This is a genomic window from Paenibacillus sp. FSL R10-2782 (genome assembly GCF_038592985.1).
Taxonomy (GTDB): Bacteria; Bacillota; Bacilli; order Paenibacillales; family Paenibacillaceae; genus Paenibacillus; species Paenibacillus terrae_C.
The window spans coordinates 5,197,428-5,211,546 of the sequence record NZ_CP151951.1; the positions used below are offsets into that span (position 1 = coordinate 5,197,428).

At 43.9% G+C, this 14,119-nt stretch carries 12 protein-coding genes; 1 reads left to right on the forward strand and 11 read right to left on the reverse strand.

The annotated features are described in order from the left end of the window. Window positions 1-16: 16 nt before the first annotated feature. The 8 genes from NST83_RS23710 to NST83_RS23745 all read right to left on the reverse strand — a co-directional run bounded on the left by NST83_RS23710 (window position 17) and on the right by NST83_RS23745 (window position 10,020). Entirely contained in the window at window positions 17-1,210 is a 1,194-nt protein-coding gene (locus tag NST83_RS23710; RefSeq protein WP_342415883.1) for a hypothetical protein, read from the reverse strand. 26 nt (window positions 1,211-1,236) lie between these two features. Further along, a complete protein-coding gene (locus tag NST83_RS23715) occupies window positions 1,237-2,427 on the reverse strand; it encodes a hypothetical protein (RefSeq protein ID WP_342415884.1) in 1,191 nt (396 codons plus the stop codon). A 25-nt stretch (window positions 2,428-2,452) separates the two neighbouring features. After that, a complete protein-coding gene (locus NST83_RS23720) occupies window positions 2,453-3,895 on the reverse strand; it encodes a discoidin domain-containing protein (protein ID WP_342418030.1) in 1,443 nt (480 codons plus the stop codon). A 2-nt stretch (window positions 3,896-3,897) separates the two neighbouring features. Beyond that, window positions 3,898-6,744: a contractile injection system protein, VgrG/Pvc8 family gene (locus NST83_RS23725; RefSeq protein ID WP_342415885.1), complete on the reverse strand. Its 2,847-nt coding sequence runs from the start codon at window positions 6,742-6,744 to the stop codon at window positions 3,898-3,900. 52 nt (window positions 6,745-6,796) lie between these two features. Further along, complete coding sequence (locus tag NST83_RS23730) at window positions 6,797-7,174, reverse strand: DUF4280 domain-containing protein (protein ID WP_342415886.1); 378 nt, start codon at window positions 7,172-7,174, stop codon at window positions 6,797-6,799. Next, window positions 7,167-7,700 carry a hypothetical protein gene (locus NST83_RS23735; protein ID WP_342415887.1) on the reverse strand — a complete coding sequence of 178 codons (534 nt, stop codon included), beginning with the start codon at window positions 7,698-7,700 and terminating at the stop codon, window positions 7,167-7,169. The genes NST83_RS23730 and NST83_RS23735 overlap by 8 nt, the downstream gene beginning before the upstream one ends. After that, the gene (locus NST83_RS23740; protein ID WP_137060706.1) at window positions 7,684-8,289 is read right to left on the reverse strand and encodes a hypothetical protein; all 606 of its coding nucleotides are present in this window, start codon (window positions 8,287-8,289) and stop codon (window positions 7,684-7,686) included. Before NST83_RS23740 ends, NST83_RS23735 begins: the two co-directional genes overlap by 17 nt. Window positions 8,290-9,063: 774 nt before the next feature. Next, complete coding sequence (locus NST83_RS23745; RefSeq protein ID WP_342415888.1) at window positions 9,064-10,020, reverse strand: nucleoside hydrolase; 957 nt, start codon at window positions 10,018-10,020, stop codon at window positions 9,064-9,066. Between the two features lie 208 nt (window positions 10,021-10,228). Here NST83_RS23745 and NST83_RS23750 point away from each other — a divergent pair, with 208 nt between their 5' ends. Further along, complete coding sequence (locus NST83_RS23750) at window positions 10,229-10,405, forward strand: aspartyl-phosphate phosphatase Spo0E family protein (protein ID WP_082067086.1); 177 nt, start codon at window positions 10,229-10,231, stop codon at window positions 10,403-10,405. A gap of 133 nt (window positions 10,406-10,538) precedes the next feature. Here the strand turns inward: NST83_RS23750 and NST83_RS23755 are convergent, their stop codons facing one another. The 3 genes from NST83_RS23755 to NST83_RS23765 are packed head-to-tail and all read right to left on the reverse strand — an operon-like array spanning window position 10,539 to window position 14,050. After that, window positions 10,539-11,147, reverse strand: a complete 609-nt coding sequence (locus NST83_RS23755; protein WP_342415889.1) for a pentapeptide repeat-containing protein — start codon at window positions 11,145-11,147, stop codon at window positions 10,539-10,541. Window positions 11,148-11,172: 25 nt separating this feature from the next. Further along, the gene (locus NST83_RS23760; RefSeq protein WP_342415890.1) at window positions 11,173-11,694 is read right to left on the reverse strand and encodes a MarR family transcriptional regulator; all 522 of its coding nucleotides are present in this window, start codon (window positions 11,692-11,694) and stop codon (window positions 11,173-11,175) included. Next, window positions 11,684-14,050: an ATP-dependent DNA helicase gene (locus NST83_RS23765; RefSeq protein ID WP_342418031.1), complete on the reverse strand. Its 2,367-nt coding sequence runs from the start codon at window positions 14,048-14,050 to the stop codon at window positions 11,684-11,686. The genes NST83_RS23760 and NST83_RS23765 overlap by 11 nt, the downstream gene beginning before the upstream one ends. Window positions 14,051-14,119: the final 69 nt, after the last annotated feature.

Below are 14,119 nucleotides of genomic sequence, written 5' to 3' on the forward strand. Positions count from 1 at the left end.
CTGCTCCTTTTGTCGGTTAGTTTACGTCTATACGTTGTTTGCCTACGTATTGAATGACATTTTGTAGCGTTCGATTGTGGCCTGTTTGATTGATATTCTTAACCAATTCAGGCAAGGTAATGTACGTATTATCCTTTTTCTGAAAGTAAATCCCCGTGACAGGTAGGGTTTCTATTCCGTGTGCATTTACCCCTGTAATATAATCCGCAATTATGACAATGTCCGTACGCCCATCCTGATTTAAATCCTTAAAGCTTACTGCTTTAATCTTGTCAATCATCCTACCGTTGTTACCATAAAATTCGGGAAATTCGTATAAAATCTTGTTATCCACATACTTTTGGTTGTTAACTTCCAAAAAAAACTTTGCTTGTATCAGATTATTCTTTTCCTCATCTTTTAAAGTAGATACAAATCTTACTTTTCCCCACCCACTAAGAATAGTGGTAAAAGACTGTCCTTCTTGAATAGTAAATGGTTCCAGATCAGGGTCGGGCTGAGCATCTTCATCTACATAATCAGCGCTGCGTTGCTGTTTTATGGATTTCTCCATGTTATATTCAATGGAAATATTATTTACTTTCTCTGATTTAGTATCCCACAGAATCCTCAAATGCAAGCCGTTTTTGGAGTAGAGCAGACTCCCATTTGTGATGATACTGGGCTGCCCATAGAGTTGTAGTACTTTGCCAAGTGTATCACCGATCTTCAATCCTCTTTTCGTTTTAAGCTTGGAATTTTCCAAGCTCACAGCTACTAGATAGCTTTCACCATCCACCAATTCCTCACCTTCAAGCTCAATCTTAGATAAGACTACAAATCTTATTTCTGGATTCTCATAGTTAGGATAAGATAAGTTCCATCTTCTGTAAGTCCCGTTCCCACTAATATATCCTCTATTGGAACTATCGTACCCCTCACCATAACCCCACTTATAAATAAGTTCTTTAATATCTGTTTTTTTATCAATTTTGTGCAATTGATATGAAATCTCAAAGTCCTCTTCCTGCAGGGGCTTAGGATCGGCAGATACAATATTTTTGACTTTGTCTGTCCTTTTATCTGGATAGTAGCCCATGCTTTCTTGCTTAACTTTAGCAGTAGCTGTTTTCTCATTGTTATAAGTATTAATGTCTGAAAGACTACATGCGGTTACTCCTAAAACCAAAAAAATCAACATAATGAAATAACAGTAACTTGGCTTGTGCATTTCTTTTCCTCTTTTCGAATTTCAGCTTATCGTTTGCCCGTTACCGTCCACTTTTTATTCGCTTTACCATAACTATCTTGTGCATTTTGGAGTGCCTTGAAGGTAACATCAGGAAGTTTTATACCTTCTGAGCTAGCAACATTTTGAGCTGTGCTTTTACTAATATTTGATAGATATAAGTCATAATTATCTGATTCTTTATTACTAAGTTTGTCATAGATGGATTTTACATTCTCGCCCCATTCACCATGTCCGGCATACGGACCATAATCTACTCTTTTCGAATTCATCCTTACAATTGGGGTTACCCAATTGCAGTATTGATATATATCACCCTTACCTTTAATTCCTTCTAAGTTATTGTTTTTAACTACAATTTGTCTGAACTCTTTGCCGTAATAAATATATCCTAATATTTTACCGAATATTAAATTATGTGCCTTTACTAAATCCTTTGCATAATTAGTCTCAACCCCATGCTGACCATCAGCTGCTCGATTTGTACTGCTTGTATTAAAGCTTCCCGTTCCTTCCTGAATAATAATAGCTAACAAAAGACGTGGATCAATCTGAATATGATATGTTTCTTGTATGCTTTTTGTAGCTTCCCACAAACTGTGTAACTTTTCTTGGCTCCATTTTTGTTTAGTGAAATTTAATGAGCGCTTTTTGAAATATTTTTCAGCTTTAGAACTACCATTATACTGGAATTCAGCTGGTATCCATTTTCCAGCAGGGGTCTTTACATTTGTGCCTACAGGTTCGTCTTTCGATTCGTTGGTAACGGGCACTTCTGTTGGTACTTTATCAGTGGTATCAATCATACCCAACTTCTCTCGTATAGCTCGTCCTGCCTTCTCAGCAGCTAACTTTTCCCTGATATTTCCGCTTGCCTCAGCAGCCATCCAGCGGATTGTTTCTTTTTGCATCTGCTCTTGAGCCCACTTGGGGAACGTGGCCATTTCGCGGAGCTTGATTCGAAGTCCCTCTGCCAGCTTTTGCGCTTTACGCATCCCGACCTCGTCGCCGTTGGCTTTAGCGATATACCAATCCTCTTTGTATTTACGCATCCAGGTCTGGGCCCAATCAGGATAATTCAGTTTTTGTTTTTTCTGTTCTGCCACCAGATCAAAAGCCTTTGCTTTCCTGTGTGCATTAGCGGTTGTTAATGCTTTCAACATAGGTGTTGCACCAAACGTTGGCTCTTTCCACTTCATAGGCTATCTCCCTTTTGTAAGAATGCTAGAAAAGCCGTACATCGGAAATACATGTATCCTGATATTTCGTTCCACGTTCAACTGATAAAATAGTAAGTTTAATAAATGAGGTATTAATAGGCTCTTTAAATTTTTTACGTGTGTTAAAATCATTCATTTCTAGGGAAGAACCATCCGAGAATTGCAGTTTTAGCTTCTGAACTCTGTTATTCTCCCGATAACTTTTTTCGGATTTAGCATATCCGTTAATCAACTCGATACCCTTTACCTTCTGTGATGATCCCAGATTTAACAGTATAGTTTCCCCCTCCCCGTTGCCTTTCACGCCTTCACACCATGCAGTAGATGTATCTCCATCCACCAGATTTTTGGCATCATAAGTCTGCATGCCTTTACTTGGCAGAGTGGAGGAAGCTTTGATTTGATGCACTTTTATTTCGCTATCATATTCGGAAAAGTCATTAACGGTATAAAACCATTGCACAGGTGTTGCCATATTTCCATCAACTGTAGTGAAGGATGGGGCTTTACTTTCCAAACCTGTATTTATATTTAGTTTATAATTGGACGGCGAGTCTACCTTTTCAAACCATAACTCCGATCCATCACGAGACATTAAGAGTCGTTCCATCCCTTGGCCTAAAAGGCGCCCCTCTCCATTGCTTAAATTTAACAGGTACGTTTTAGTCACTGACATAGAATCAAGGGAGTAGATTATTTTATCTTTCTGATTCCATTGGTTGACTATCGCCATACCAGAATCTATATGGATTTTCTTAATGATTTTATGAGTTGATACATCAAATACGACAATATTCTGCTGGCTGTCAGTAAAACAAAACTGGGTACTGTCTGGAGAAAATTGTCCTTGATGAATGTCATCTACATCGATAGAACTTCCATCTAATTGAATAGCTGTTGATTGATTAGTTGACGTGTCATATATATACGTTTTATCTTTATCCTCATATAAATACTTCGTTAAATCAGAAGAAATTACTGGGTGGTTATAAGGCAGCATAAATTCATTTACTTTTTTACCCGAATCTAATTCATAAATCTGTATTATTAATCGCGCTTCTTTAAATAAATCTAATACGAATGCGATTTGATTCCCATCTTCTTGGATTCTCCCTACATCTACATAAGAATCTCGATATTTCTCTTTATCCTCCTTCGACTGTAGGAGACTAATCAGTTTCTCGGCACTTAAGTACCGTTCAACTTTTGACCCTTCCAACTGAACTAAAAATTCTGCAGGGTCTTCTTTACCTTCTTCTACCGTTAAAGCCCATTCTTTCTTGCTATTCTCTTTAGCAACCTCCGTTTTATCATTTTTATTAGATGGTTCCAACACTTCTGAAGCCATATCCACCGTTTTCGAAGAAAAGGAAGTAGGAACTTTTTGAGAAGCATTACATGCTGACAACACGATTAAAAAAAGAATGATTAATATGTTTCTGATCATCTTCACTTTGATCTATCCTTCCGATCAAGAATAGCTAGCCCTTTTACAGGATTAGGTTTTTCATCCAATGAATTTTTCACCACGCCTACTGAACTCAAAAATCTTACATACTCGTCTTTATGGACTGTAATACAAGCTGTTGAAGTCGGCCTACCTTTAGTATCATTATTGTAGCCCTTGTGTATATTTACGCCTTCTGCTGTAGTATCCTTTTTTTGGCTTCCTTTGGTTGCTGGAACTGCTGCACCATCCCGAATACGCAAAGCAGGATAAGAGCCCCGATGCAACCCTCCTACAAACTCATACACTCCATCTTTAACAGTTTTATCCTTGCTCTCATAATCAGGAAGTGTGCTGGCGTTTTTGCTTGTATACTTAATTTCGCCATCTATCACCACAATTGCCATAGCTCCATATCGACCTTCCGGGTGATCTCCTTGTTTATAACTATATGAGCCGTCTCCTTCAAAGAAAAACACGAGTGGTGCTTTACGGTTCGAAGACAGCTTCTTTTGAATGATACTGTTATTGGTGTAATCATTTATTCTATACAGAGCTTGAGCTTGATTACCTTTTATGCCTTTATTACTTATATAATTTTCAATCTTTTTCACCGCTACCAATCCATCTTTATAATCCTCAGGATTTAATGGCTTCGTTTCTTCCTTCGTCGGCTTTTCAGGAGTAGTCGGCGTCTTCTTGCCCGGTTCCGTTTTCGTTGTTGGAATAGTCGGCGTTGCAGCCTTATTAACCTTAGGCCATGGAAGAATGCCGTTGGCTACTTGATGCAGATACACTGCGAGTACATCACGACCATAGCCCTTATTCTCCAGACCGTATTTTTTCGCAAAATCTTGCAGTGCCGCGTTAAGCTCCTTATCCCAATCGCCTGTAGTTGGCAGCTTGTACGAGAAGCTGTCTGGATACTTCTTGGCAAGCTTGTTCAAATTCTCTCTGGCCAGCAGGCTGTTCACGCCATACTTACTCCGCAGAGCGGCGGCTTCCTTGGCTATGGCCTTTTGATCAGCAACAGTCAGCTTATGAGCCGCATCTGCGTATTGTCCAGATAGCTCTTCTAGCCGGTTCGCATCGAGATAGGAGCTGGTAGAATGTCCGCGAATCAGCTCGTTAATTAGCACATTGTCACGCAGCTGGTTCGCAAGAAGATGCATCTGCTTTTGCTTGGCTTTGTCATTTGCGCCGTGGGCTTCCCACCACTGGGACGTGTATTCATGCATTTGTGCTCTGGCCCAGGCAGGCATACGATCTATTTCTGCCACCTGCTGACGTAATTGTTTGGCCTTGGCTGCCGCTTCCTTAGCACCCTTTTTGTCCCCTGCTGCCATGGCTTTATAGTAGTCCTTTTTAAATTGAAGCAGCAAATCCTGCACCCATTGTGGATATCCCTTTCCCTTCAATTCTTGAATCAGCGATTTATAGGCTTTCAGTTCTGCATCAGGCACCTGATTTTTCATAAACTTACTAGCCTTAATATGAAGCGTTCCGTCGGTTCTGATATAGCTGGTCTTGCAAGCCAGAGATATTTCGCGAGTAGCGGTCATCTGTACCTTTTTGCCGTGAAGCACCAAGTCTGTATCTGCTTGAAAGGTAATGTCATGATGGCTATACACATGAATACCGGATGCAGGATTTAAACGTACAAGTATCTTGTCTTTCTGGGTGGAGAGAGCTACTTCTTTATCATCGAATCTCGCCACTTTTTGAGTTTTGGTATGGAACAGCTTTCTTGTCGGCTTGCTGATTTCATCGCCTTTGTAGTCTCTCTTACGGATAGATTGAACTACGCGAGCTTCCTGTTCTTTATTGGACGGAAAATACAAATGGACATGATCCCCAAGCTCGGGCATGCAGTGCCAACCGATTCCACCACCGGTATACAAGGTCTGGTAAGAAAACCAGCACCCCTCAGCTTTGGACTGCACAGCATCCACGGACAAGTGAAGTTTAACCGACTCTCCTTCACCATTTAATTCAATAACTTTCCCTTCAATGGAGGCACCTTGTATGAGTTGATTATATATAACCTCCCTCGGAATGCCTGCTTCTGGAACAAGCGTATAGTCGTATGTCATGATACCCTGCTTCATCTCTGCATTCACCTGATCCATAACCCAATGCTTTCGTTGAAACACGACGACATCTCCAAGTTCAAAGCGTTTCGTATCCTCCACTTCAGCATATGTATACTGGGGGCCTGATTTTGTTTTTTGGAGGGAAAAGTTAATGCTACGCAGTTCACCTTTCACCTGATCTTTCGATGTACCCAGCCATAATCTCGGAAACTTTGATGTAATCTCGGCGATCAGTCCAGTTTGCAGATGAGAGGCCATTCTTTTTAGAAACTCCCAATCACTCTCCCCATACTGAATCGAAAAGCCGTCCAGCTTTTTATCGCTGTCAGTCAGATCAATAAAATCCCCGTGTGGATAGGCATCTATGATTTCGCGGAACAATTGATAATATGTCAAGTTGCTGTTTTGAAACGAACGATTTTTCCGTTGTTTATCCATCAAATATGTAAAAGAGGCAGCCTCTATGTACATGTGATATACGCCATTTTTGAATCCAATGCTAATATTAGTAACTATTCCTTTAAAAATACTAACCGTCCCTCGATCTTCATCCGTCTCATATACCTCCAGCACATCCTCATCATGTGCTAAACCGTCATACTTAGCATGATCCTCATCCGGTATGAGAGCAGTGATGTACACCTTGCCGTGCTCATTCACCTTCTGCGTCAATTCGAAATCCAGCAGCCGGACAATTTCATACGGTGCATTCACTCTAATATTTCCATAAGTCAGCACAGTTCCTGCCAGTCCCATCTTACTCCCCCCATTTGTCTTTCCATATGATGTCACTTCCTACAATCAGTAGCTAATCCTGCCCGTCTGTCGCGAATGAAATTTTTCCACACCACATGCATAAATTTGTGGAGCAGCTCATAAGAGCCGGAGATTGATCTACGTATACATCCTTCTTTCCATTCAACCAAGGCATAGAAACGCTCGGTTTGCAGGGCTGCGGAATGATTTTTCCGGAATTCCCTTTGTTAGCAGAAGAAACTATAGGGTTGTGCATACTGCGGCACATTCCGAATGAAGGAATATGAGTCTGCGTGTGAAAATCCTGAATATTCCCCTGCATTTTATCGCCAATACGAATCCCTCTGTTAGCTGAAACACTAAACCTCCCCGTATGACTTCCATAGTTACACTGTATCTGTGCCCCATCCACTACATAGCTCTCACTCATTCTTGGACTCTCCTTTGTATAGATGGCCCTCTGTATCGACCTTTTGTAATTTCAAGCCTGCCAAATTGAACCTTAAAATACATTCAGCCACATCAAGATCCACAACGATATGATGATTGGCATCCTGAACCCTGAATATCTTATGATTCTCCACTGCATATTCATCTAAAATGATTTTCCTCAGTGTACCGTCTCTATGATATTCACTAAGTGGTGATAAACACATAAGGCTAGGCAGGTTAGCCAGCCAATACCTTGTTTGCTGCATTCGCTGCATATTGGCAAAAACAACCAACTTCCAGCTTAATCCGGCTTGATATATATCAAATATTTCCTTTAGTTGTTCAGAAATTATGGATACAGGATGCTCTATAAAATCAATATAGTCCGCATCACCTGAAACATAAAATTGTAAAATAGATTCTTCATCCGTAAATGATGAGCTTTCTGCCCATTCCAATAACTGTCTGCGATTCGTCTCTACTGGATACATATACTCTGTAATACGATTATCCTGTTGAATCATGTAGTACTCCATAAGCTGTTGAATACACCGCCTCACTGATTCCTTTATACTCCCCTATTCTTACTTCCAATTCATCCTCGCATTTCAACGCCTTGAATTCAGGTAGTTGTGTAGCCTGTGAAATAGCATCCTTAGCCAACTTCACAATATAAGTATGGAAATGATCCGCCGCTTGGAGTACAAAACGCTCGACATCAGGCTCAATAATTTTATTCATATAGGGTTTTCGGAGCTGATTCAATTCATCCTCCAGCTCTCCCAGATAACTAAATGCCCATCCTGTATCATAAAATCCCTGACATGGCCGGGGATCGAAGAACCAGCTTTTATCGTAGGCTTCGATGACATAGTTATAGTTTCGATCCATCAGATACGTGCGTCTCATAGAATAAGTAATGTATCCGATCTTTGCTTTTGCCGTGTCTAGATGATTGGCTTGCAAGCAAATCCGCTGGAAGGATTGAATGAAGGATTGCATTAACTCTTCTTTTCTTTGTTCATACAAAGACATTACTTGGTGTAGTTTCTGATTCAGCACTTCTTCTGCATAGGTCTTTTGAAAGTGTTCTAGTGCTTCCAGTCTATTCATAATCCCACCTCTGAACCTATTATATAGAATATTTACATGATATTACTGGTTCTATCCTCCTATTTAATTACTCTTTTTTCATATGATGAGATTGAAAATGAATGTATAAAAAACCAAAAAAATCATTAAATAATTTCATAAATATGTATTCGTATATCCTATATCTCTCAAAAAAACTCCTCACTAGACCTACGAAATGAAGGTTTGCGCAAGCGAATAGGTAAATGGAAGTAGAAAATCGCGGCCTACAATGAAATAATCATGTATAGGGGCAGTACCAGCGAATGTGACACCACCCGCAAAGTAGTTACCACCAATTTCCACATGTTTGCACTTCATGACAGCTACGTGGTTCAAATTGCGCCTTGGAAACCACGTTGAACCAGAATAACGAGTGCAAAGCAGAACTATGGTTCCGATGCCAACAAAAACCGGAACTTTTCACTGGTTTACTTTACGGGTTGTGACAGCTTCGCTGGTACTACCCCGTATAATTCATGCTAGACTCCAACAAGGCTAAAATCCGGCGATGCTGATCAATTGGGTAGACAACGCGGTGAAGTTTACAAACGCGGGGGAGGGTCACTCTCTCTGCTGCCACCCAATTGTATGATCATTCAAGCATTTGCTTAAAGCAGAGGCTGGATTCTACTCATGCATGGCCTAAAAGGGCACAAAAACCCGTGACCGATATCGTCACGGGTTTTCATGTCATGGATATTTGCTAATAGTAGTAATGCCACTCTCAACTTACGTATACGTGCAGGGCTGAGCCTAATAACGCTTGGGAGCAGCCAGCTTGGCCAAATCCGACATATACGTAAAAAAGGCTTCCGGGTCTGTGTCATATACCAGATTGACAGGGCGGCCTTCCGCCTGCTCCACGGTTCTGCCCTGACTCGGGCCGTCTGCTATAACGCTGCAATGTACCGTCTTTTTCTTTACAATATCTGGACGTCCCACCGATGCGGTGGTCAGCACATCCCACAGGTAGTAGGTCGAGTTCGTCTCGCTATAGACGAGTGGCGGACAGCCTGCGTAGCAGTTACCCAGAAAATCCACGCCCTCATAGCGGCGCTCGGCAGCCCAACGTTTACGTACGGCTGGCGTTAATGGCACTTTGCTTGTGCTTTCCAGTGCCACCAGATCAATGGTAATGCCGCTTTGCCATACCCGATATGCGGCTTCTGGATCCCAGAACACATTCCATTCTGCTGTGCCATCATGCTCGGGCTCCTCTACATTCCCTTTTTCAAAGGTACCGCCCATCCATACCAGCTTGTCAATTTTCGCTTCAATATCCGGTGCCTCATCCAGAGCGCGTGCCAGATCGGTCAGCGGTCCAGTGAACAGGAGCAGTGTTTTGCCTTCGGCTCCACGTACCTTTTTGATCAGATGCTGATGAGCCGGCAGAGCTGAAAGCGGCGCTTCCATTTCTCCCGATTCATTCAGCACTGGCAATGCATCTACATAAAAGGAATGTAAACGCCAAGCGGCAGGAAATGGATTTTTACCGCGTGAATTAGATTTAGCGACTTCCACAGGCCCTTTATTTCGCCCAAAACGATCAATAATTTTACGGCTGGCATCCGTCGCAGGCTCCAGGTAACCATCTGCTGGAATAACCGATACTCCGGTCAAATGAACTTGCTCCATCTGAAGCAGCATAAACAGGGATACCAGATCATCCACTCCACCATCATGATTAAAATAAACGTTTGTCTGACTCATCTGTCTCTTCCTTCCTTATATCCCCGCGTAACAGGCATGTTCTCATCGGCAATCATCCTTAATTATGCCTGATCGCTTCGCTGGAGTAAATGTGCTATACTATTTTACATCAACAAAAAAATGACCTATATTTACCATTAATGTATAATTCAAATTTTATGCAATTACTTTTATAATCTAATGAGCAGCAGGGAAGAAGGTGCAGCCTATGGTATCCAATCTGAATGCAGCCGGGGATGGTTTGCTTGCCATCATTGAAGAATTGCGAAGCGAGCTTATTACAAAGGCACAGCATGAAGCCTTTACCGACCCTTCCATTGTGGAGCTAAGTCAACGTCTGGATCATTATGTAGTCCTTGCCCAACAAAGAAAAAAGAAAAGCTAATACCTCTTTGGTCCCCACCACAAAATTTTCCCCCTCTCGGGTCAGTTAACATATAAAGCACCCATTCCCTGTCCCGGCCCTGATCCTCAGGTTCTGCCGCTGGAGCAGGGATTTTTTTGTTTACTCCGTGCTTTTACCCTTCCACCTTCGCTCCATAGGATCGGGCTACGGCTACCGCCTGCTGGATATCGAGCTTGGCTCCGGTGATATCCAAATCTTTAAAATTCACGCCATCCATCTTCGCACCACGCAGGTCCGTTCCTTTAAGCTGAGCCCGGTGCAGCCTAACTCGGGTAAGATCCGCTTCCCGCAAATCTGCCTTTTCCAGATTACATTCGGATAAGTCAGCTTCCTTGAATCGTATTTTTCGCAAATCCTGTTTTCTTAAATCTGCATGACGCAAGTTCGTGTATGACCAATCTCCGCCTGTAATCGTGATACCATCCATATTCGCCCCCGCGAAATCTGAGCCTACCAGCTTGCAGTTATCAAACCGGGCCACAAACAGATTGGCACTGGTAAATAGACAATTCGTAAAGGCAGACTCCTTGAAATGAGAGGCATTCAGGATGGCTCCGGTAAAATCACAGTCCACAAAAGTACAGTCTTCAACAAGAGATTCATTCATCTCTACTCCCCGAAAGCGACAGCGGATAAACTCACAATTTCTCCACTCGCCTTCCCGGGCATCCATCGGACCAAAATCACGCGCTTCATAGACCTCATCTGTATAAAAAAACATGTCATCTCCCCCTATTCTTTATCCCTTAAATCAGGAACTCAGCATTTCGGCAAGACCCTTCAAAACCCCTTTTCATTTTACAGAGCAAGCCCTTCATCATCTCATGATCCTCTGTCGTAAACTCGGCCATGCATGCACAGATCAGCTTGGTGTAATACGGCACAACCGTCGCCAGCAACTCTCGTCCGGCCTCCTTTAGTCCGACAGTTACCATTCGTCCATCGCTCTCGTGGGCCACTCGTTCAAGCATGCCATCCCGCTCCAGACCATCAATTAGCCCCGTCATGGTTCCCCGCGTTACATCGGCCTTTTCTGCCAGCTCTGATGGTGTCATCCGGTACGGCGCATGACAATGCAGCAGGCTAAGTACGATAATCCGACCCTGAGAGGCACCCAGCTTGGCCAAATCCATATCCATTTCTCTGAAAATATCGTTAGCCAAACGCGCAAATGTCACAAAAGTCTCCATATTGCCCACTTCTGCTTCCTCTTGCCCAAAACTACGCAGCACCCCGCGTATAGAGTCATTATGAAAATTAAAATTCATGGTCTGTCCATTCCTCCCCTGATCTCGTTTCTTCCGTCAAACGATAGCTCCTCCATTCCTCCGGCAGTAAAGAAGCATACGGCTCCTTGGCGAACCGGTCGTCTACCAGCACTAGCAAGCCTTCGTCGTATTCTGTACGGATAAGCCTGCCCCCTGCCTGAAGAACCTTGTTCATCCCCGGATACACATAAGCATAGTTAAAACCATTCCGTCCCTGTTCCGAAAAATAATCCCGCAGCACATCGCGCTCTGCGCCAATTTGCGGCAATCCTACACCAACCACTACGACTCCGTTCAAACGATCACCCGGCAGATCAACACCTTCCGCAAACACGCCACCCAGTACGGCAAAGCCGAGCAGGGTACGCTCTTGTCCCGGCTGAAAAGCCTCCAGAAAGCGGTCCCGCTCCGGTTCGGTCATGCCTGGACTTTGTACCAGCGTATCCGCGGACACGCCCCGGGTCATAAATTCCTCATATACCTCTCGCAGATACGGATAGGAAGGGAAAAATACGAGCATATTCCCTTGGCGCTCCTCAGCCAATCCCGCCAGCATATTTGCAATGGCTCCCTTTGAGCGCTCACGATCCCGATAACGGATAGAGAGCGGCAGCAGGCGTACATCCCATTGCTCCTGATGAAAGGGAGAAGGAACCTGCAAGGTGTAATCTTCTTCTCTCGCTCCCAGCATGTCCCGGTAATACGCAAGCGGTGTCAACGTCGCAGAAAAGTAAATCGCCGAGCGATAGCCCTTCACAGCCTGTCCTAGCAAATGCGAGGGATCTAGGCAGAACAGCTTGACCCGCACTTCACTGCGTCCCGCCTCAATATAGGTAACGTAGCGTTCATCGTACAAAGCTGCAATTCGCAGCATGTTTTGAGCGGCAAAATACGTATCCAACAGCAACGTATAGGCCGCTCCCGAGTTACTCGTACTACCGACGCCCGCTAACAGCTCACGTTCGGCTGCCTCTACAAAAGATGTCAATAGATCCAGCACCTCATGCGGTGCCTCCGTATTTACTGCTTTTCCTGTATCCGCGTACAGCTTGCGCAATGCAATCATATGCGCGTTAACTGCACTAGCCGACCCGGCAACCTCCGGGCTTAGCAGCTTGAACTCTTTTTTCAATTCCAAAAAAGACGATTTCAACATTTCCGCCGAAAACATATCCCGACCGCGTTCCACCAGATTATGCGCCTCATCCACCAGCACGACACCTTTTCGCTTGTGCTCCTCCAGCAGTCTTTTCAGGGAAATACGCGGATCAAAAACATAATTATAGTCACTGATTATACCATCCGAGGCATACGCCACGTCCAGTGAAAATTCAAAGGGACATACCCTGTGTTTGCGTGCATAATACTCGATTACCGCTCGGGTCATCAATGTCTCGTTCGCCAAAATATCGGACACCGCACCGTTGATCCGGTCGTAATATCCCTCGCACATGCTGCACGCTCCGGCATCGCAATCATTTTCATCCTTGAAGCAGATTTTATCCTTCGCCGTCAAGGTTACTACATGCATATGCAGCCCTTGGGCCTGCATTTTGGCATACGCTTCTTCTGCTGCTGCGCGGGTCGTGGTACGGGCCGTCACATAATATACCCGGCTCACCAGCCCTTCACCGAAGGCCTTGATTGCAGGAAACAGGGTAGATACCGTTTTACCGATACCCGTAGGCGCTTTGGCAAACAGATTGACCCCTTCTGCAATCGTCTTGTATACCGAACCCGCCAGAGGCCGCTGGCCTGAACGATACGTGTCAAAGGGAAAGGTCAGTGTTGCAATACTGGCGTTACGCTTCTCTGCATGTGCTCTCAGCAGGAATGCATACGGCGCATAACCCTCGACCATCCTCAGCGCAAAGCTCTCCAGCTCTGCAAAGGATAACTCCCGTCTGAAGCGCCGAATTTCTCCACTGTGTACCTGCACATAAGTAAGCTGGGCTTGCATGGAATTGCGCTGCTCTCCTCGGGCAATCATATAGGCGTACAGAAACGCTTGCGCCCAATGCACGGGTTGACCATCCCCCGGAATATCTTCGAGAGGAATGGAAACCGACTTGATTTCATCAACCGTCCATATGCCGTCCAGCTCAATCAGTCCATCACAGCGGCCCTCCACGATAAATAGAGCACCCTCATATGGAATTTCTGCACGCAGATGCACCTCTTTGCGGTCATGCTCCTTATAGCTTTTTTGGATAAGCTGATGCACGCGTGTTCCTTCCAGCATGCTGCTGTTCGAGCGGAAACCACCGTGAATGCTGCCGCTCCGATGCACATATTCCACAAGGGGACGCACCGATATGTAAATGGGTTCCTTCATACGATCACCCGTTCCAGTCATTAGTCCTTTCACTGTATCACGTAGACAGACGAAACGTAAGAGACATAAGGATTGTTTGTCATCTAAACT